At 59.5% G+C, this 20,628-nt stretch carries 18 protein-coding genes; 5 read left to right on the top strand and 13 right to left on the bottom strand.

Features of this window, described 5'->3' with window-relative positions:
* Window positions 1-31: 31 nt before the first annotated feature.
* Window positions 32-982, top strand: a complete 951-nt coding sequence (locus N8I74_RS09430) for a LysR family transcriptional regulator (protein ID WP_263126639.1) — start codon at window positions 32-34, stop codon at window positions 980-982.
* A gap of 101 nt (window positions 983-1,083) precedes the next feature.
* Here N8I74_RS09430 and N8I74_RS09425 read toward each other — a convergent pair whose 3' ends face one another.
* From N8I74_RS09425 to N8I74_RS09400, 6 genes are all read right to left on the bottom strand, one after another.
* Complete coding sequence (locus N8I74_RS09425) at window positions 1,084-1,284, bottom strand: hypothetical protein (protein ID WP_263126638.1); 201 nt, start codon at window positions 1,282-1,284, stop codon at window positions 1,084-1,086.
* A gap of 557 nt (window positions 1,285-1,841) precedes the next feature.
* Window positions 1,842-2,237 carry a hypothetical protein gene (locus N8I74_RS09420; RefSeq protein WP_263126637.1) on the bottom strand — a complete coding sequence of 132 codons (396 nt, stop codon included), beginning with the start codon at window positions 2,235-2,237 and terminating at the stop codon, window positions 1,842-1,844.
* A 237-nt stretch (window positions 2,238-2,474) separates the two neighbouring features.
* Window positions 2,475-3,839, bottom strand: coding sequence for a glycoside hydrolase family 19 protein (locus N8I74_RS09415; RefSeq protein ID WP_263126636.1), 1,365 nt, complete (start codon window positions 3,837-3,839; stop codon window positions 2,475-2,477).
* A 703-nt stretch (window positions 3,840-4,542) separates the two neighbouring features.
* The gene (locus N8I74_RS09410; protein WP_263126635.1) at window positions 4,543-5,898 is read right to left on the bottom strand and encodes a DDE-type integrase/transposase/recombinase; all 1,356 of its coding nucleotides are present in this window, start codon (window positions 5,896-5,898) and stop codon (window positions 4,543-4,545) included.
* Window positions 5,895-6,623 (bottom strand): hypothetical protein, encoded by a 729-nt coding sequence (locus N8I74_RS09405; RefSeq protein ID WP_263126634.1) that lies wholly within the window; start codon window positions 6,621-6,623, stop codon window positions 5,895-5,897. The genes N8I74_RS09410 and N8I74_RS09405 overlap by 4 nt, the downstream gene beginning before the upstream one ends.
* Window positions 6,624-6,860: 237 nt before the next feature.
* A complete protein-coding gene (locus N8I74_RS09400; protein WP_263126633.1) occupies window positions 6,861-7,085 on the bottom strand; it encodes a DNA-binding protein in 225 nt (74 codons plus the stop codon).
* Window positions 7,086-7,653: 568 nt separating this feature from the next.
* Between N8I74_RS09400 and N8I74_RS09395 the strand changes: the two genes are divergently transcribed.
* From N8I74_RS09395 to N8I74_RS09385, 3 genes are read left to right on the top strand one after another with little or no spacing between them, the layout of a single operon-like run.
* Window positions 7,654-7,959: a DCL family protein gene (locus tag N8I74_RS09395; protein ID WP_263126632.1), complete on the top strand. Its 306-nt coding sequence runs from the start codon at window positions 7,654-7,656 to the stop codon at window positions 7,957-7,959.
* A gap of 21 nt (window positions 7,960-7,980) precedes the next feature.
* On the top strand, window positions 7,981-8,898 hold the full coding sequence (locus tag N8I74_RS09390) for a HamA C-terminal domain-containing protein (protein WP_263126631.1): 918 nt from the start codon (window positions 7,981-7,983) through the stop codon (window positions 8,896-8,898).
* 3 nt (window positions 8,899-8,901) lie between these two features.
* Entirely contained in the window at window positions 8,902-11,019 is a 2,118-nt protein-coding gene (locus tag N8I74_RS09385; RefSeq protein ID WP_263126630.1) for a DEAD/DEAH box helicase, read from the top strand.
* Window positions 11,020-11,147: 128 nt separating this feature from the next.
* Here the strand turns inward: N8I74_RS09385 and N8I74_RS09380 are convergent, their stop codons facing one another.
* The 6 genes from N8I74_RS09380 to N8I74_RS09355 all read right to left on the bottom strand — a co-directional run bounded on the left by N8I74_RS09380 (window position 11,148) and on the right by N8I74_RS09355 (window position 18,007).
* On the bottom strand, window positions 11,148-12,299 hold the full coding sequence (locus N8I74_RS09380; RefSeq protein WP_263126629.1) for a ribonucleotide-diphosphate reductase subunit beta: 1,152 nt from the start codon (window positions 12,297-12,299) through the stop codon (window positions 11,148-11,150).
* Window positions 12,300-12,327: 28 nt separating this feature from the next.
* A complete protein-coding gene (locus tag N8I74_RS09375; protein WP_263126628.1) occupies window positions 12,328-12,888 on the bottom strand; it encodes a hypothetical protein in 561 nt (186 codons plus the stop codon).
* Window positions 12,889-12,952: 64 nt separating this feature from the next.
* Window positions 12,953-13,588, bottom strand: a complete 636-nt coding sequence (locus tag N8I74_RS09370; RefSeq protein WP_263126627.1) for a copper resistance CopC family protein — start codon at window positions 13,586-13,588, stop codon at window positions 12,953-12,955.
* Between the two features lie 140 nt (window positions 13,589-13,728).
* Entirely contained in the window at window positions 13,729-16,620 is a 2,892-nt protein-coding gene (locus N8I74_RS09365; RefSeq protein WP_263126626.1) for a ribonucleoside-diphosphate reductase subunit alpha, read from the bottom strand.
* A gap of 274 nt (window positions 16,621-16,894) precedes the next feature.
* Complete coding sequence (locus N8I74_RS09360) at window positions 16,895-17,518, bottom strand: LysE family translocator (protein ID WP_263126625.1); 624 nt, start codon at window positions 17,516-17,518, stop codon at window positions 16,895-16,897.
* A gap of 36 nt (window positions 17,519-17,554) precedes the next feature.
* The gene (locus N8I74_RS09355) at window positions 17,555-18,007 is read right to left on the bottom strand and encodes a DUF2214 family protein (protein ID WP_263126624.1); all 453 of its coding nucleotides are present in this window, start codon (window positions 18,005-18,007) and stop codon (window positions 17,555-17,557) included.
* 309 nt (window positions 18,008-18,316) lie between these two features.
* On the opposite strand from N8I74_RS09355, the gene N8I74_RS09350 reads away from it, so the two are divergent.
* Window positions 18,317-19,003 carry a hypothetical protein gene (locus tag N8I74_RS09350; protein WP_263126623.1) on the top strand — a complete coding sequence of 229 codons (687 nt, stop codon included), beginning with the start codon at window positions 18,317-18,319 and terminating at the stop codon, window positions 19,001-19,003.
* Here the strand turns inward: N8I74_RS09350 and N8I74_RS09345 are convergent.
* The gene (locus tag N8I74_RS09345; protein WP_263126622.1) at window positions 18,998-20,581 is read right to left on the bottom strand and encodes a methyl-accepting chemotaxis protein; all 1,584 of its coding nucleotides are present in this window, start codon (window positions 20,579-20,581) and stop codon (window positions 18,998-19,000) included. The genes N8I74_RS09350 and N8I74_RS09345 overlap by 6 nt on opposite strands.
* Between the last annotated feature and the right edge of the window lie 47 nt (window positions 20,582-20,628).

The raw sequence follows: 20,628 nt of genomic DNA, 5'->3' as shown, positions 1-20,628 counted from the left end.
AAGGCCGCTTCAACCAGAAGTTGAAAATGCCATGAGAAACCTGCAAGGTCTGGTCTCCTTTGTGGAAGCCGCCCGCGCCGGCAGTTTCAGCGCCGCCGCGCACAAGCTGGGTGTTTCGCCGGCAGCGGTCAGCAAGAATGTGCTGCGGCTGGAGCAGCAATTGCAGGTGCGCCTGTTCACCCGCTCCACGCGCCGGCTGGTGCTGACACCCGAGGGCAGCGCCTTTCTTGGCAAGGCCGGCGCGGCGCTGGCGATGCTGGATGAGGCGGTGCTGGAAGCCGCGCAGACCGCGCAGGAGCCGATCGGCCGGGTGCGGATCTCCGCCGGCATCAGCTTCGGCCGCACTTTCGTGCTGCCGCTGCTGCCCGCGTTGGCCACGCGCCATCCCCGGCTGGAAGTGGAACTGCACCTGGACAACCGGCCGACCGACCTGGCGGCGGAAGGGTTCGATCTCGGCCTGCGCGGCGGGGTGCTGGCCGATTCCGGCCTGATCGCACGCCGCATCTGTCCTTTGCATAGCGTGCTGGTGGCTTCCCCGGGCTATCTGCACCGTTTCGGCATCCCGCGGCGGCCCGAAGACCTGCAGCAGCATCGGCTGCTGGGCGTGCGTTTCACCTCCGGGCATACCGCTCCCTGGCACTTTCGCTCGCGCCACGATGATCCCCCGCTCGAATTCAGCCCCGATGCGCAGATCTGGTCATCCGATCCGGATGCGCTCAAGGACATGGCCGCCATGGATGCGGGCATCGCCCAGGCGGGGCTGCTGCACGCTGCGCCATTGCTGCGCAGCGGGCAATTGAAAGTGCTGTTGCACGATGATTACGATCACGGGGCGCGCGAAATGGCGTTGTGCTACCCGCACCGCAAATTGCTGAGCCCCCGGGTCAAGGCGGTGATCGACGCGCTGCTGACCCATTTCCAGGCGCAACCCGACCTGCAACTGACCGCCCACACCATGCCGCCGGCGTGGCGTGCCGATTGAACGGACCATGCGCCCAAGCAAATGGCCCGGTAATCCCGGGCCATTTGCATTGATTAGGCCAGCCAATCCGGCCTCTGGATTGGCGTGGCCACCAATCCAGCTTATTTCATGCACGCGACATAGTAATACTCGGCGTTCCCCATCCGCACACCATGGTACGTGGATCCCGGCCATGCCGAATCACAGAAGGCCTGACCATCCACATTGGTGTTGTTGCTCACCATGAAATAAAGCACTTGAGCGGCAAACACATTCATCATCATGCCGCACAGCAAGAGACCCAGTGCAAATCGCTTTTTCATGATCATTCCTATGAAGGTAAATGACGGTTGGGTGACAATTTCATATCGCCCTCCTTGAACAGCTCTGTTGCAAAGACGGCGATCACTTGGCTGGTCATTCGCGGCTCAGCCAGGCCGAGGCGATATTAGCATTTTGCTGATCAAATCCGTCAATCATGCCGTGGATTTCATGCAACATTCATTCATTATTGTCAGCAATTTGCTTATTCAAGACTTAATTCAGCATTCATTCACTTGGAAAGGTTGGCCAAACACGGCCTCGCATTTCCGGCAGGCATCACGAGACGCGCTGCAGTGCGCTGAAGCGGCTTGCTTTGATTGCAGGCAATATCAGGCGTACGGCGCGTGGTTATGGCAAGGGCGCGGCTTTGCCAGCCGCCGCGGACGACGATGACTGCTGCGCGTGCAAGGGCCCGGGCAGCTGGCCGGCCTTGCCGGGGTCCGGCGCCCGTGATGCTAAGCTGGCAGGCGGCCGCATCTGCCGGCGGGATACTGGGGCTGCCGCTGCAACGGTCGGGAGGGCGATACCCGAGCGCTAGCGCCGGGCGCAGTCCGGATCAGCTGCCTTGCCGGTGGGCGGCGCGGCGGAACAGCCACGCCGAGCAGCAGAACAACGCAATGAAGATGCCATTGAGCAACAGAATCTCCGCCGGCCCGCTCCACGGCAGTCCCAGGCCCCTGGCCAACGCGATCGCGGCAACCACGGCCTGCGCCAGCGCCATGCCCAACAGCGCCCGCACCATGCCATCCGGCCGCAGACGCGCGCTGAGCGCGCCGATGGCGCCGACAGCAATCACCCCGAAATACATGCGATTCGCAGGATCGCCATCCCGCCCGATCAGCCCCACGCCCAGGCTGAGCCAGATCAGCAGCAAGGTCGCCACAACGGCCACGGCGATGGCGGATCGGTAAGCAGTACGATTTGCATGGGTTGGCATGAAGCGCTGTTCCAAGTGAGGAGCCGGATCGGCAGGTGGCGCCCGACAATGGGCAAGCCATGATTTTTCATTTCCGCATCGGCAAAATCAATCGTTTGCCCATGGAAACAGCAGCAGCCATCCGGGCCGAGGGCGTAGCCCAGGGAATGCAACCCGGCCCGCCGGATGAGGCAAGCCCATTGGGCAGCACGAAAACCAAGGGCCCGGCAATGCGGGCCCTTGGTTTCAACGTGGCAACCGCCTGTTGCGAGGTCAGCAGCTCAGGTTGTTGCCGGATGTGACGCCAAGGATCTGCGTGAAGCTCAGATACTTGGTGACCCGGCTTTGCACCTGGGCCGGGTTGCGACCACCGCATTCAAGCGCACCATTGATGCTGCGGATGGTCTCGCCAAAGCCATAGCCGTTGACGATGGCATTATGCGCTGTCATCGAACCCGGGCCGGACTGGGTCATCCAGTACCAGATCGCCGTCTTCCAGGCCACCGTCGCATCGCGGGCCACCAGGTCCGGATCCGCCAGCAGCGGCAGCCCCAGCGCTTGCCCCGCCAGACCGTAGTTCGGGTTCCAGCTCAACTGGATTGGGCCACGACCGTAGTAGCGCTTGCCGGGGGCGCAGGGGAACGGTGCGCCCCAGGAACCGCGGTCGCAATACTCGCCCTTGGCGATTTCCTCGGTGTAGACCAGACCGCCGGTCTCATGATCGATGTTGGCCAGGAACGCCGCGACCTCTTGACGCTTGGTGGTGTCGCTGCCGGTGCCTGCAAACTGCGGGTAGGCCGAAAGTGCATTGACCAGCCCTTGATAGGTGTAGAACGGATTGCGGCTCGGGAACATGCGGTTGAAATCGGATTCGCTGAGCACGAAGCCACCCGGGCTGGGCGACGGACCGGGCGAGGGGCTGCCGCCATCGGCGCAGTTGGTCTGCTGCCAATACCAGGTGCTGATGGTGGGATCGGTGCCATCGCTGCCGTTGGCGCCGGTATTCACCACCTTGTAGTAGTTGCCGTTGCTGTAGCGCACCACCGTACCCAGGCTGTAGTTCGCACCGCGCACCCAGGTGGTGGCGTTGCATCCCGGCGACGGGGCCGGCGAGGGTTGAGGCGCCGGGGTCGGGGTCGGCGTTGGAGTCGGCGTCGGGTTACCGCCCCCGCTGCAACTGGTCTGCTGCCAGTACCAGGTGCTGATGGTGGGATCGGTACCGTCGCTGCCGTTGGCGCCGGTGTTCACCACCTTGTAGTAGTTGCCGTTGCTGTAGCGCACCACCGTACCCAGGCTGTAGTTCGCACCGCGCACCCAGGTGATGGCATTGCAGCCGCCCGGTGACGGAGCCGGCGTGGGGTTGGGGGCAGGCGACGGCGCCGGGGCCGGCGAAGAGGACGTGCCATTCGGGGCCCACAGGGTCGGCGTGGAGGCCGGGTTCCAATTGGCGCCGACATAGGCGGAGTGCGTGACCAGCGCCTTGTAGTCGCTGCTGTTGTAGCTGACCACGGTACCGGCGGTATAGGTATTACCTTCCTGCCAAGTCGGTGCGGCCTGCGCCAGCAGCCCCACGCTCAGCAGCAGGCAGGCCAGCGTGCGGTTGATCAAGCGGCGGGATTGCCCTCTTGAAGCATTCATCATTGTTGTTACTCCTCTATTCTTGTTAGCCTTTGATGGCGTTGCAAATAGCCCACGTTACGCCCTTTCTAATGGAGCGTTGGCCGGCATCATCAGGCTGACCGCAGCCCAGGTCAATCTCAGAAAAATAAGCGTTTTCTGAATAATGGAATGGCTTCTTTTACAAACGCGCCATTATTTTCAAGCCTTTTATCGCAGCAATAGCCAATTGCCAATTGGCAAACGAGCTGGACGGAAGTATCGATTTGCAAGACCAATGGCGGCGATTGCGCGTCACCGAGCTGGATGATGCCCGGGTTTTGGGGACGCTGATTCAATCACGAGGCGAGCGGAACAAGCGGCGGATTACCCGCGTGACGCCTAATCTTTCAGATTTTGCAGGCTTCATGCCTGGCTGAGGCATGCAATTGATATTGGCATCAAAATAACGTGGTTTTGCGCGCACTCAATTTCAATAATGCATGGCTTATCATGCACATATTCTGCGGCAAATTATTGGCCTGATGGCTCGACAAATGTTGACCCGACAACGGCTTGGCATTCGGCCACGCCGACAAAGTGGTTTCTTTTGCTTTGCAAAAATAAACCACCACGAATTCAGGCCGCACAGTTCACTGGATGACCTGACTGCGGGCGAGTTCCGACTCACCCACTTTGAAGCCGGAAATTTCTCATTTCGACCACTTGATTAATCGGGAAGAGGTCAAGCCAAGGCATCCACATCTTCAGCCGACAGCGAGAGGGGCGCGACCTCCTTGGCCAGCTCTTCCCAAGCCAGGATCGGTGCACGCCCAGTGCGACTATGGACCGTCTGGTGATAGACCTCGTTGATCCACTGTTCGATCAGCTCGGCCACTTGGTTCAGCGTCAGGCATGCGTGCTTGGCCGAGTCGTATTCACCACGCGCTACCGGGTTCGAGAAGGTCGTCCCAGACAGCTTCTGCACCAACCCTCGGGTCAGGATGTAGAAGAAGCGCTCGATGTGGGCCTTGCCATTGGGGTCTCTGATTTGTGCTGGCGAAATGATGATGGCGAGCGGCTCACACACCCTGATGAATGCGCTGTTTTTAAACTCGATGCCGTTGTCGGGGACGATGATGATCGCGACCCCTCCAGGCAGGCCGCGATTCGGCCGGGTCAGCATGTCGCGCAATGCAGCCAACGCTGTTGGGGCACTGGGTGGATACAGGCTGATGTGCATGCCCACCACGGCGCGTGTGCACACATCAATTAGGCAGGTCAGATATGGTCGCCCCAGCACCTCCCCGCTATCCGGATCGACGACCTGGATGTCCAGTTGGTAGGTGTCCATCTCAACAACCGAGAGCAGCGCACCCACTCGCCGCGTTCTGCCGGCGGCACGGGCAATTCGGTTCGCGGCAAGCTCACCGCGCTGCGCGCGGGCGACGACATAGGGGTCAAGCTGCTTGAGCCGTCGCTGAATCGAACGCAACGTCGGCACACGAATATCGGTGTGGAATGCCGAGCACAAGCCCGATTGAGCTAGTTTGCCGACCACATAGCTGCGAATATTGACCGCGCGGGAGCGCTCAGGCTTTAAATAAATCTGCTGTATTGCCTCATTGATAAGCACCTCGACCTCGGGATCGAATTGCAAGGCGTAGTTGCCCGAGCCTCTCTTCCTGAGCAAGCCTTGTTCGCCCTGCAACTCAAAGGCGCGGAGCCAATAAATGACAGCCCTGTCAGTGGGTGGGGCCGGATCATTTAGCTGAGCAGCAACCTGCTGGATTACGGCATTGAGAGCTTGGCGCGCTGTCGGATGTGGCAGTTGGCGCAGCACTGCCTCCACATAGCGATGCTTTCGAACCAGCGCCGGTGCATTGTGTGCGTGCACGGTACGCCGCACCGACTCACTCTTCACCTTAATCTCGTTACGCTGTACGAGTTCAGCGAAGTGAGCCAAGGGCGTTTTGTGCTGATGACCGCCCGCTGCGGCGGCATAACGCACCATGCCTCGGGCCACGAAGACGACTTCGAACTCGGCACCATGTAACTCGAAGCGCAAGCCGACCTGAGGGTCAATGACTGTGGCGGTCATTGCATGCCCTCCAGCTCGACTTCCTCCGGCGCGTACCAGTGGCGATGGAAGGCCAGGTAGTCCGCCAACTGCACCGGTAAGCCGGCTTCGATGAGATGGTGATGGGCCTGCGCGAGTGAAGCCGGTTGAGACCCAGTCAACACTTCAGCGCCCAACTGGACTTGGGCGCGTGTCCACATTTGCAGATGCCCGCGCACATAGCGCTGCAGCAGCCACTCTAGGTGCTTCCTATTTGGAAGCTGCATTGCATCCACCAGCCGAAAGGCCACCTGCGCTGGTTGCAATACGCTGCTGATCAGCTCACACCGGTCCAGATACGCTCGGGATAGGTGTGCTATGGATGGCTTCACCTCGTGCACCTCGAAGCCGCCCGCTACCAACTCAACCAGAAAATCAGGGAACGCCGATTGCCCTGCTGGCAAGGGGATGTGAACTGCTTGCGTGCGATAGCGCAGCACGACTGGTGAGCGTTCCAATAGGACCGCGTAGGCCAGTTCTAGCTTGCTCTCCAGCGGAATCGCACCGCCCGACTTGCGGCTGGGGAACAGCGAGGTGCTCCGCCCTCGTGCACCTTGGTGAATACGCCGCACCCCATGCAAGGTGTTGGCGACGGAGGGTGGATGCCGAAACGCGGCATCAATTTGGGCCAGAATCGGCCGGGTAGCCTCATTCGAGTAATGAAGTAGCGGCTGGCAAGGTATGCCAGCACCGTGCTGCGAAAGCATAGTGTCTCCCGAAGAAAACGCGCCAAAGCACGGCCAGACAAGGCCTCTGGAGCATGTGCATCAGCGCTGCCCGCTCGAAGTACGGGCGTGACTTGACGACGGGCTGGGTTCGGAAGACACTTCAGGTGCGAACTGTTGTAGGTGTCTTCAGATACCGCAACCGCAGACGGACCTGAAAGGGTCCGTTTGTGTTTATGGATTCAGTTCAGTGTTTGATCTGCGTCTTGTCGCTTCCCCTTACTGAGCAACCTGATTCATCAGGCTCAGGTCCTGTTCTAGAAAACCTCTCTTCATTCCCAACGCGACGGCAATACGGTGGCTCTGTCCCCGTGTGGGGACATGCCGCGACCGCAACACCTGGTACACCAAGGTGGGATTGAAACCGTTATGACGCGCCCATTCCGCAACAGAGATACCGCGTAGACGGAATTCCTCAAGTACGTCTGTAGTGGTCCGAGTCATGTGCGTGACCTCCAATTTACGAAGTTCCAGGACGAACTTACCCGAACGTCAAACCGGCCTCAAGTATTTGATGCTATTAGATTTTTATCGTTAAACCTTTCTAGGCGGCAGCCAAAAATGGCTGTTCAAGTTTTGGTTTTTGCCATCTAGACGCCAACTTTATTCAGCCTAGCAGCCCCGGAAACCCGCGGAATAACGCGTTTCGTAGGCTTGGAGACAGTCCCGCAAGCATCTATGATGATTAAGTAATGATTAGCCGTCAGAGCTAGCGTAGGGATAACGTCCATGCAGGCAAGCAGCGCCTTGCGTCTACCGGGTCACATCAGTGCTCAATATGCAAAGCGGCGCAGCACACCGTGCACGCCGCACGATACCTGGCATACCTCATTCCACCCATTCCCTCGTATATCGCGCCCCAGCTAGTGCTGGTTTAAGTATGCGCACACTGCAATACATCCGACTAGCATCTGAGCCTGCATTTCATGGTAAGAGCGGCAAGATAGGCTTTGGAATTTTGATGGTATTCATAGCAAAACACGCTGCAAATTGTTAATAAGGAAGGCCAAAGATGGCACGAGGAAAACCAGTAATTCTTAACACCATAGGCTTTGACAACCAAACGAAAGCGCTCACCTTCTTCCAGCAAATGCTGCAGCGTTATGTACCGGGTGAGCGAGTCTCGCCCGAAGACACAATTCATCTCACAGAGCTTTTCAAGAGGCATCCAAGTTATCCGGAAAAAATCGGTCCGGGCGTTAGCTATTTCGAGGTTATGCCTGAGAAGTTCAATTCACAATGCTTTTGTGCTGTTTTAAAAAATGGCACAAAGGAAGGTTTTTCCTACAAGAGATGTGTGACACAAAAAGGCGATTAACCCTTTGATTGGATGACCGCGATGAACTTCGAAATTCTCATCAATGACGACTACCTGAATCTGGTTAAGGACATAGAACTTACGCCTATAAATAACAAAACTGTTCTTAGCTTGGCCAATGATTTTGAGGATGAGAAGTGGCGCCGTGAGAAATTCGAGAATTTCATTTGGGACAATATAGCCTTAACTGCGTTGTCGGAACAAGAACGAGCAAAGCTGGCAGGGAAAAGTGCCTCTACACTACGGGCAGCGGCAAAAAACTTGCGACTCACCGATAAAGAAGATGACAAAGGCAAGGGGAGCGAACTCGCCGAGATTGCTCTCTATGCAATCATGCATCACCACTACAAGGCACTACCTGTCGTTCCGAAAATTTTCTACAAGCAAAATGCACAAGATAATGCCAAGGGAGCTGACAGTGTTCATATTGTCTTAGAGGACGATGGCGGCTTTTCACTTTGGTTTGGGGAAGCAAAGTTCTACAGTAGCATTGAAAATGCGCGGCTTGCATCTATCGTCGAATCTGTCGGCAACTCCTTAATAAGTGAGAAGTTAAAAAAGGAAAACAGCATCATTACCAACATGGCGGAAGTGGATCGACTTGTCGGAAACACGAATTTGGCTAAGAAGATCAAGCTCGCCTTGTCCCCTGACAATTCGATGGATAACATCAAGCCCATTCTTCACATCCCTATCTTGCTTTTGCATCAATGCTCTATTACTGCAGAAAACAAGGAGATGGACGACACATACCGGAATAACATTCGAGCCTACCACATTGATCGCGCCACTACATATTTCAAGAAGCAAATAGAAAAACTAGCCACTAAGGTTGCCAAATATTCCTCAATTAAATTTCACATAATTCTACTCCCCGTTCCAGATAGAAAAGAATTAATTGATAGATTCTCGAGTGCAGTTGCTTATTACAAGGGGTAACGGATGATGGATATCTTCGAGGAGTGCTCCATCATCAATGATTTGCTTCAAGCCGAGGAAGAGATTGAGGCAAGAAACCGACTTATTCGTTTGCTCGACAAGCTTGACAGAAACAATCAAGCATACAATCCACTGCTAAATCACCTGATCCGAGATTCGGGACTCTATCCATATCTCGAACCTTCAACATCTAATTGGCAGGAGCGATTCGTATTTGAATCGTTCAAAGTGGATATTGGACAGGACGAGCCTGTCACACTACACCGCGAACAATCGCTGGTCTTAAAACATCTACTAGATGGCGAAGATCTTGCCATCAGCGCACCAACGAGTTTCGGTAAAAGCTTGATCATTGACGCCTACATCGCAATCAAGAAACCTACAAACGTGCTGATCTTGGTTCCGACCATCGCGTTGACTGACGAAACTCGGCGCAGGTTGAACAAAAAATTCTTTGCCGACTATAAAATAGTAACGACCTCGGAAGTAGAGCTCGGCGAAAAAAACATTCTCATCTTTCCGCAGGAACGGGCAATTAACTACTACGACAAACTCAAGAAATTGGATTTACTGGTTGTCGACGAATTCTATAAGGCGAGCCAAAAATTTGATCCGGAGAGGTCCCCTGCTCTCCTGAAAGCCATGCTCAAGCTGGGAGAAAAGGCGGTGCAGAAGTATTATTTGGCACCGAACATTGCCGATTTGAACGACAATCCATTCACGAAAGGCATGACTTTCCTCCGCATGGATTTCAATACGGTATTCCTTGAAAAACATGAGGAATACAGGAGTATCAATAAGGATGTACAAAAGAAAAACGAGGCGCTTCTAAGGATTTTGGGAGGGCATGAAAAAAAATCCCTGATATATGCTGGCTCCTACCCTGGCGTTGATAGTGTTGCCACATTGCTAATCGACAACACTCATAAGGAGGATAGTCCGTTACTGTCTAATTTTTCTGCTTGGCTCGCAACGAACTATCACCCAAACTGGAAACTGACCAATTTAGTGAAGCGCGGCGTTGGTATCCACACCGGTCAGCTTCATCGCTCTCTGAGTCAGATACAGGTTCGTCTTTTCGAAGAGACCAAGGACGGGCTTCAAACGTTGGTTTCAACCTCATCAATTATCGAAGGGGTGAACACATCAGCGGAAAACGTCATTGTTTGGAGCAATAAGAAGGGTAAACTGAAACTTGACGACTTCACCTATCGAAATATTATTGGGCGTGGCGGGCGAATGTTCAGACATTTTGTCGGCAATATTTACATCCTAGAAGAGCCGCCTTCCCCTAATGAAACTCAGCTTGAATTGACCTTCCCTGACGAGCTACTTGCCGATATAGATGACGAGAAATACAAGCAGGAGCTTACCAAAGAGCAGTTGGCGAAGCTGTTACACTACAAGGAGGAGATGACAGAACTAATGGGGCAAGACTCGTTTGAACGTTTGAGGAATGAAGGTGTATTGATTTCAAGCGACACAGAATTGATCGGCACAATTGTTCTTGCAATTAAGAACGATCCCAAATTTGTGAGGGCGCTTGCCAATCTACACGACCCGTCAAGTGAATATTGTGCCTGGACCCTCGCCAATAAAATTTTGAAGCTGATTCCTGGCGGATGGGATGCTACATATACAAAATTTTCTGAATTCGTGCGTGCACTGTCAAACAACTGGACTCTTTCAATCCCTGAGCTACTGGATCAGTTGTCGGCCCATGACATTTCTATTGATGACTTTTTCAAAATGGAACGAAATGCGACGTTCAAGTTAACTGCATTGCTAAACGATATAAATGTCATTCAAAAAGAAATAGCACCAGAACACAAGGTAGACATCTCTCCCTTTATCGCCAAACTATCCCAAGCCTTCCTGCCATCATGTGTAATGGAATTAGAGGAATATGGACTGCCACGCATGCTGGCAAAAAAAATTCACTTGTCTGGCCTTATAAATTTTGAAGAAGAAAACATTAATCTTCACTCTGCGATTGAAAAATTAAACGAGTTGAAGTCAGAAATTTTTATAAAAACAAAAGGGCTGGATAAATTTGATTGTTACGTTCTTGATTATTTTTACGAAGGCATCACGACGCAAAAATCAGAAACCGGGAGATAATACTTACGTTAAAACATAGCCCCGCATATGCGGGGCTATGTTTTAACGCGCAATGAAAAATTATGTGTCGTCGGGTGAAAAATTATGCGTCGTAAATGAAAAATTATCTGTCGCCCGACGGTTATTTATCAATCCCAGTTCAACGCCCCACCCGACTGATATTCAATCACCCGTGTTTCGAAGAAGTTCTTTTCCTTCTTCAGGTCGATCATCTCGCTCATCCATGGGAACGGGTTGGTCACGCCAGGGAACAGGGGTTCCAGGCCGATCTGCTGCAGCCGGCGGTTGGCGATGAAGCGCAGGTATTCCTTGAATTGGCCAGCGTTCAGCCCCAGCACGCCGCGCGGCATGGTGTCCTCGGCGTAGGCGTATTCCAGCTCCACTGCCTTCTTGAACAGCTCATACAGCTCGGCCTTGAAGGGCTCGGTCCACAGCTGCGGGTTTTCCAGCTTGATGGTGTTGATCAGGTCGATGCCGAAATTGCAGTGCATCGATTCGTCGCGCAGGATGTACTGGTATTGCTCGGCGGCACCGGTCATCTTGTTCTGGCGGCCCAGCGCCAGGATCTGCACGAAGCCCACGTAGAAGAACAGCCCTTCCATGATGCAGGCGAACACGATCACCGATTTGAGCAGGCGTTGGTCCGCTTCCAGCGTGCCGGTCTTGAAATTCGGGTCGGTCAGCGCGTCGATGAACGGGATCAGGAATTCATCCTTGTCGCGGATGCTCTTCACCTCGTGATAGGCGTTGAACACCTCGGCTTCGTCCAGGCCCAGGCTTTCCACGATGTATTGGTAGGCATGGGTATGGATGGCCTCCTCAAAGGCCTGGCGCAGCAGGAACTGGCGGCATTCGGGCGCGGTGATGTGGCGGTAGGTGCCCAGCACGATGTTGTTGGCGGCCAGACTGTCGGCGGTGACGAAGAAGCCCAGGTTGCGCTTGACCAGGCGGCGCTCGTCCTCGGTGAGGCCGTTGGGGTTCTTCCACAGCTCGATATCGCGCTGCATGTTGATTTCCTGCGGCATCCAGTGGTTGGCGCAGGTGGCGAGGTATTTCTCCCAGGCCCATTTGTATTTGAACGGCACCAGCTGGTTGACGTCGGTGGTGCCGTTGATGATGCGCTTGTCCACCACGTTGACGCGGCCGGCGTGGCTGGCCATCTGGCTGTTGGGGTTGAAGTCGGCAGCCACGGCGGGGCTCGCAGCGAAGGGCTGTGCGGCCGGTTGCGGGGTGGCCGGGCGCTGCGTCGGGGTGGTCAGTTCGTCGTCGAAGTTCAGCATGGTGAAGTCCTCTTGCCGTGGGGCTTGGTCATTGCGCCGCGCCGCTGAGCGGACGGTAGTCGATATTGGCGGTGTCGGTCACGCCCCAGAGCAGCCGGGCGTGGTTCAGGTCGCGCTCGCGGGTGTCGCTGGGCGCGGCATCCGGGCGGTGGTTCAGGTTCACGTGCAGGGTGCCCAGGTAGACCACGCGTCCGGCGTCGATATGCACCGGGTCGTTGCGCGGGATGTGCACGTATTCGCGGTGGCGCCAGCCGCCGATCTCCTCGATCCAGCTGCCGAATGCCTGGGTGATGCGGTAGTCGCCGGCCGGCAGCGGGATCACGAAGAGCCGCCCCCTGCCGTCCGCTGTGTCGCCCGGGGCGCGGATGTGGTCGGTCATCCGCTGCGCGATCACGGTGGCGCCGCCGCCCGGGCCTTGCAACCGCACGCCAGCCTGGGCGCTGTCGTCATCGAAGCTGGTCATGGTCACCGCCAGCATGGCGGCGCCCTGCCCCGGCGGCAGCGTCAGCCGGCCTTCGGTGACCGGCGGCTTGAACGCGGCACACGCGCTCAATGCAAGCGCGGCGGCCACGGCGATCAGCGTACGCATGACAGTGCTCCCGATGACGGCCATCTGCAGTTAAGACCCCGGCACACGCGGATGGTTGTGTGTCTCAGTACGGATACGGCAGGCCGGCCGACTGCGGCAGGCGCAGTTGCAGGTTGCTCATGTCGGTGATGCCCTTCTCCTGCGCCAGGGCGTAGAAATCGCGTGCGCGCTGGTCGGAGAACGTCGCCACCGGCACGCCGTCGAGCACCACGTGCAGGTTGCCCAGGTAGGCCACCTCGTCGGCGGCCAGCGTGAGGCGCTGGCCCAGCGGCACCCAGAATTCGCGCCGCTTGTCCTTGTCCCGGGGCTGGTAGCTGCCCGACACATAGCGCAACACATAGTCGCCCGGTGGCAGGCTCAGTTCGCCCAGCACACCGGTGCCGGCCGGCTGGCCGTCGAAATTGCGCACCCGGTCGCGCGCGCGGGCGGTGAGCCGGCGCTCGCCACCCGGGCCTTCCAGCACCAGCGTGGCATAGCCATCGCTGGCCTGTGGCGGGGTGCTGAAGGTGAGCGAGACGACGGCAAGCGCGCGCCCGGCCGGGGCGGCCAGCCGCTTGAGCGGCACCACCGGCTTGGCCGGCGCGGCTTCAGCGGGGGCGGAGGCCGTGGCGGGCGCAGGGGCCGGCTGGTCCTCGGCCGCAACGGCACCCGGCATGGCCAGCAGCAGCGCCAGCGACCAGCCGTACAGCGATTTGCACATAGTTACTCCTGCCTCGTTGTTGTTATCGGATTGTCACGCGGTGCCCGCCATCGCGCCGGCAGGCACCGGGCCAGCCACATCAGCCAGCCACGCCAGCCCCCACCCCTGGCACCATGCGGCGCCGGGGTGGGTGGAGCGATTCATTGGCAGGCTTCGCACTCGGGGTTGTCGATGCTGCAGAACTTGGCGTCCTCGGCCGCACCGTCGCCGGCTGCGCTGGCCGCCGGCACGGTGGCCGGCTGGGTCGGCACCGCATAGCCGCCACCGGTCGGCACGGCGTTGAGTTCGCCGCCGCGGCCGGTGGATTTCTCGGCGCTGGATGCGGAGAGCGTACGCAGGTAGTAGGTGGTCTTCAGGCCACGGATCCAGGCATGCTTGTACAACTCGTCCAGCTTCTTGCCGCTGGCGCCGGCCATGTAGATGTTCAGCGACTGCGCCTGGTCGATCCACTTCTGGCGGCGCGAGGCGCATTCCACCAGCCAGACCGGGTCCATCTCGAAGGCGGTGGCATACAGCGCGCGCAGGTCTTCCGGGATGCGGTCGATCCGCGCCACCGAGCCGTCGAAGTACTTCAGGTCCGAGATCATCACTTCGTCCCACAGGCCGTGCGTCTTCAGGTCGCGCACCAGGTACTCGTTGATCACGGTGAATTCGCCGGAGAGGTTGGATTTGACGAACAGGTTCTGATAGGTGGGTTCGATACTGGCCGAGACACCGACGATATTGGCGATGGTGGCGGTCGGCGCGATCGCGAGGCAGTTGCTGTTGCGCATGCCGTAGGTGGCGATGCGGCTGCGCAGCGTGGCCCAGTCCAGCCGCTCGCTGGTGTCCACCTCCAGATAGCCGCCACGCGCCTCGGCCAGGAGCTTGAGCGAATCCTGCGGCAGGATGCCACGGTCCCACAGGCTGCCCTTGAAGCTCGGATAGGTGCCGCGCTCCTGGGCAAGCTCGGTGCTGGCCCAGTAGGCGTGATAGGCGATCAGCTCCATCGAGCGGTCGGCGAACTCGACCGCGGCGTCGGAGGCATACGGCAGGCGCAGGCTATACAGCGCATCCTGGAAGCCCATGATCCCCAGACCCACCGGCCGGTGCTTCAGGTTGGCGTTGCGGGCCTTGCGCACCGGGTAGTAGTTGATGTCGATCACGTTGTCGAGCATGCGCATCGCCGTCTTCACGGTGCGCGCGAGCTTTTCCGAATCGAGCTCGCCGTTGCTGAGGTGGTTGACGAGGTTGATCGAGCCCAGGTTGCAGACGGCGATCTCGTTGTCGTTGGTGTTGAGCGTGATCTCGGTGCACAGGTTGGAGCTGTGCACCACGCCCACATGCTGCTGCGGGCTGCGGATGTTGCACGGGTCCTTGAAGGTGAACCATGGGTGCCCGGTCTCGAACAGCATGGTCAGCATCTTGCGCCACAGCGTGAGCGCCGGCAGCTTCTTGGCCACGCGCAGCTCGCCGCGCGCCGCCTTTTCCTCGTAGCGCAGGTAGGCGGCTTCGAAGTCGCGGCCATAGAGGTCGTGCAGGTCGGTCGCTTCCGAGGGCGACAGCAGCGTCCAGTCGCCGCCTTCCATCACCCGCTTCATGAAGAGGTCGGGAATCCAGTTGGCGGTATTCATGTCGTGGGTACGGCGGCGGTCGTCCCCGGTGTTCTTGCGCAGCTCAAGGAATTCCTCGATGTCGGCATGCCAGGTTTCCAGGTAGGCGCAGACGGCGCCTTTGCGCTTGCCGCCCTGGTTCACCGCCACGGCGGTGTCGTTGACCACCTTGAGGAAGGGCACGATGCCCTGGCTCTTGCCGTTGGTGCCTTTGATATGGCTGCCCAGCGCACGCACCGGGGTCCAGTCGTTGCCAAGGCCGCCGGCGTACTTGGAGAGCAGCGCGTTCTCCTTGAGCGCCTCGTAGATGCCGTCCAGGTCGTCCGCCACTGTGGTCAGGTAGCAGCTCGAAAGCTGGCTGCGGCGGGTGCCGGAATTGAACAGCGTGGGCGTGCTGGACATGAAGTCGAAGGTGGAGAGCACGTTGTAGAACTCGATCGCGCGCGTCTCGCGGTCCACCTCGTTGAGCGCAAGGCCCATCGCCACACGCATGTAGAACGCCTGCGGCAGTTCGATGCGCTCACCGTGCACATGCAGGAAATAACGGTCGTACAGCGTCTGCAGGCCCAGGTAACCGAACTGGTAGTCGCGCTCGTGCTTGAGCGCAGCGCCGAGCCGCGCGAGGTCGAACTGGGCGAGCCGCTCGTCCAGCAGCTCCGCTTCGATGCCACGCTTGATGAATTGGGGGAAGTACTCGGCGTAGCGCTCGGCCATCTCCTCGTGGCTGGTCTCCTCGCCCAGCACCTCGCGGCGCAGGATGTTGAGCAGCAGGCGCGCGGTGACAAAGCTGTAGGCGGGGTCCTTTTCGATCAGCGCGCGCGCCGAGAGCACGGCGGACTTGCGCACTTCCTCGGCCGGCACGCCGTCGTACAGGTTCTTCAGCGTCTCGGCAAGGATGGCGCCCTGGTCGGCCATCCCGTCAAAACCGCTGCAGGCCGAGGCGATCAGGCCCTTCAGGCGGGAGAGGTCGAGCGGCCGGCTGCTGCCGTCCTCGTATTTCACGTTCAGCGCGCTCAGCGCCTCGGGCTGGTCCTCGCCCTTGGCGGCGCGCTCGGCGGCACGGCGCTCACGGTAGATCACGTAGGCGCGGGCCACGTCGTGCTCGCCGGCGCGCATCAGCGCAAGCTCGACCTGGTCCTGGATATCCTCGATATGGATGGCGCCGCCTTCGGGCTTGCGGCGCATCAGCGCGTTCACCACCGATTCGGTCAGCTGCGCCACGCGCTCCCGCACCGCCGCAGAGGCTGCGGCATGGCTGCCTTGCACCGCGATGAAGGCCTTGGTGACCGCCACCGAGATCTTCATCGGTTCGAACGGCACCACCGCACCGTTGCGGCGGATGGTCTTGTAGGCCGCGTAACGGCCGTGATCGTGGTGGACAGTGGTATCGAGGGTATCGGTCATGCGGCTTCCAGGCGTGCTCTCGAGCGCGGCGTACATGCAAAGCTCCGTGGTCAGGTGTTACAGGCTCGAGGGTGTGGAAAAGCTGTGGGCAGCTTGTGCACAAACACAATATGTTGTGTCCGACACCCCGATTTCCCACAAATACTAGGGGAAAGGGCTTCGCTAGCGCAAGCCAAAATCCTGTGCTAAGCCGATCAGCGCTTGCTGATACAGCGGCCTCCAGGATTGCTGCGGGCTGGGCAGGTGTGGCGCAAAAGGTACGCCATCGGCATAAGGGTAGGACGGGCGGGCGGTGGCGGTGCGGCGACGCTCAGCGGCTGGCGTGCCGATAGGCCGCAAGCAATGCGGCAAGGGAGACCAGCATGGCGGCGCAGGCACGGTTCAGGCGGCGCAGCCAGCGTATCGACAGCAGCCGGGCCAGCTGGGCGCCCCCGGCGGCATAGCCGGCCATCACCGCCAGATCGAGCGCGGCGGTGGCGAGCGCCAGCATGAGGTATTGCGGTGCCTGGGGTGCGCCGGTATCGATGAATTGCGGCAGGAAGGCCGAGAAGAACAACAGCCCCTTGGGATTGGAGAGCGCCACCAGCAGGCTGCGGACAAACGCCCGGGTGGCCCCCGTGGTGCCCTCCCCGATCTGCAGCGGCGCCATCACCGGCGCCCGCCACAGTTGTACTGCCAGCCAGACGAGATAGGCCACGCCCAGCCACTTCACCACCGAGAACAGCACCTCGGAAGCGGCCAGCACGGCACCAAGGCCCACCGCCACTGCGCCGATCAGCAGCAGGTCCGACGTGGCCGCACCCAGCATGCCCATCAGGGCGACACGCCAGTTGCGCGAGGCGCCGTTGGTCAACGCCAGCAGCATGGTCGGCCCCGGGATGGCGGTGACCATGAAACAGGCTGCCAGATAGAGCGACAGCGTCTGCAGCGACATCGGCACCTCCTGTGTCCAGGCTGCGGCGCGAGGCGCCTACAGGCCGATACCGCGGGCCATGCAGGCCGCCAGGATGGGCAGCAGCACGATCAGATGGGTTTCCAGCATCAGACAGATCCGCACCCGACGCAGGTCGTCCGGCTGCGGCACGAATGCCGCGTCGGTCCGTACAGACCGGCGCCACGACTGGAAACGCCGTGTCGGATAGACCGAGATGAGGCCGATCAGCACAAAGAGCCCCACCTTGGCATGGAACAATGGATTGGGCAGCAGCATGGCCGTGCCATGTGCACCCAGATAGAGCCGCAGCAGGCCGGTGGCGAGCACCGTCACCGCCATCAGGAAATACAGCAGGTCGTAGCGTGCCAGCCGGGCGGCGGCACCGGGCATCCACTCGCGCCGGCACAGGACGGTTTCGATGGCCAGGAATGTGATCAGCAAAAAGATGGCAATGAAATGCGCAGCGGCAAGCACGGCGTCAAGCAGCATGGCATGACCTCTGGGGCTGAAAGAGGGACAGCTTACATCAAAAACACGCTTATGCACCGCCTCCTTCCGTGGAGCGGCCGGATGAACCCGTATGTCGCCCACCCGCTTGCGTGGGAAATCGTGCATTCAAGCTGCAGCGCGGTATCCCGGCCACACCATCCGTGCCGCCCAATTCTTTCAATTTACTTTCTTTGTTTGTTTATTCAATAATGGGCAGGTCCGTGCACGACGGGTAACAATTGTCGTTCCGCCCGGATGAGCAACACCGGCACAGGGTGTTCATATAACAGAACGATCAGAGGAACGGCGATGGCGAACATCATGGCAGGACGAGGGGTATGGCTCGTCGCGGGCTTGCTGCTGTACGACGCCTGCGATCTGGTCAGTGCCGGCGATCATGAAGAGACCACCGAACCCCGCTACGGGCAGACACTGCTCGCGCAGTACGCACTGCCCCGCACCAAGCTGGATGAGCTCGCCCAGTTCCGGCCCAGCACCCCGGCCTTCACCGGCGGCCAGACCGAACAGATGCCGCTTGCCCATACCAGCAATTGGCACAGCCCCCCGCTCGATATCCTGCCTGCGACCAACCCCTACACCATCGTCGTCTCCGTGGCCGGGCGCGCGCGGGAAGACGGCGCGGCGACCACGTTGTGGCAGGCGGGTTGGCAGCACGCGCAAGGCATCACCGAGCGCCATACGCTCAACGGGTTGACGCGCAACACCGCCAAGGCCGGCGAAGTGTTCCGCGTCACCCAGGCGGCAGCGCCCGGCTGGTTCGATCAGGCACAGCAGGTGAATGTCTGGCTCGGTCTGATGCAGATGCACAATGTCGAACTCGACGACGTGACGGTCCAGGTCTGGTCCGGCCTGCCGCAGATCAACAAGGCAAGGCCGACTGCGCCGTTCTGGGGACTCGCCATTGCCGGCACCATGCTGCTGCTGTGGCAATGGTGGGCACGCCGGGTGTCGCCGCGGCCTGAACACGCGTCATAGCGACTTCTCGAATTGCCGGAGCAGCGCCTGCAGCGCTTCGGCCACCTGGGCAAGGTGCGCGGCCGACTGGGTCACCTGCCCGACCGAATTGCTGTTCTGCTCGGCCAGCGCGCTGATCTGCTCCATGTTGTTGGCCACATCGTGTGCCGCCTGCGCCTGTTGATCGAGCATGGCATCGATGCCCTGCGTCGATTGCCCGACCGACTGGCTTGCATCGCGGATTTCCTGCAACGTGGCGTTACAGCTGTCGATCACTCCGACCCCGCGCTGCACCGCGCTGACCGCCTGATCCATATCCTCGATCGCCCGTGCGGCCCGATCGGCCACGGCCTGGATGGTGTTGCTGATGGTGCCGGTGCTGTAGCTGGTGCGCTCGGCCAATTGCCTCACCTCGTCCGCCACCACCGCAAAGCCGCGGCCCTGCTCCCCGGCACGCGCCGCTTCGATGGAGGCATTGAGCGCCAGCAGATTGGTCTGTTCGGCGATACCGCGGATGGTCAACGTCACCGCGTTGATCTCCTGCACCGCCTGATTGAGCGTGCCCAGCGTCTCGCGGGCGCGTTCGATCACTTTCACCGCTTCATGGTTGACCGCTTGCGCCTGCGCCACTACCTGCGCGCCCTCAACGCTCAGATCTGCGGCCCGGCCTGCGTGTTCCGCGCTCAGTTGGGTGGATTGGTGGATCTCCTGCACCGACACATTGAGCTGCTCCAGCGCCGCAACGACGCTGGACATGCCGCCGGACTGGGTGGTCGCACGGTTGCGCAGCGACTGCGCCTCGTGCGCCAGCTCATCGGCACGCCGGCCTACGTCACCGCTGGCACCGATCACATCGGCAATGATGGCGCGCAGGTTGATGCGCATGCTTTCCAGCCGCAGCAGCACCGCGGCCAGTTCGGTGGGCGCCTTGGTATCCACCTCAAAGCGGAAGTTGCCTTCGGCAAGGCTGGAGAAGGCGTCGACCACCCTGGCAAGTGGTGCCCGCCAGCTTGCCCGCAGCCACAGCCAGCCCGCCCCTGCCACCAGTGCGGCCAATACCACCCACCCCCAGCGCCATTGCGGCCACAACGCGGTGGCCAGCACCGGCAGCAGCGCTGCCAGCAGCACCAGTGCCGCACGCCACTGCAAGGCCAGCGTGCGTGGCCAGTGTGTAGCGGGAAACCGGGCGCGTCCTTCATTCACGGCCCGGTACAGCGCTTCGGCCTGTGCCACCTGGTCCCGGCCCGGGGTCCCCCGGACCGACATGTAGCCCACCGGGCGACCCTGCTCGGTCAATGATGTCACGTACGCATCGACCCAGTAGAAATCACCATTGGCACAGCGGTTCTTCACCAGCCCACGCCAGGGTTGTCCGGACTGGATGGTGCGCCACAGGTCGGCAAACGCGGCTTGCGGCATATCAGGATGGCGGACGATGTTGTGCGGCTGCCCGATCAATTCGCCCTTGGAAAACCCGCTGATCTTAACGAAGGCCGGATTGGCATAGGTGATCCGGCTGCTCAGATCCGTCCTGCTGACCAGCGGGCGTTGCGGGTCGACCGGTATTTCGGTCTGGGTGGTTGGCTCGTTGCGGCGCATCGCAGCTCCCGGCGGACAATTGGCCATGCACTGCCTTGCCCCGTTCA

This window comes from Chitiniphilus purpureus, from assembly GCF_025642115.1.
Lineage (GTDB): Bacteria > Pseudomonadota > Gammaproteobacteria > Burkholderiales > Chitinibacteraceae > Chitiniphilus > Chitiniphilus purpureus.
This window is presented reverse-complemented; position numbering and strand designations above follow the sequence as displayed.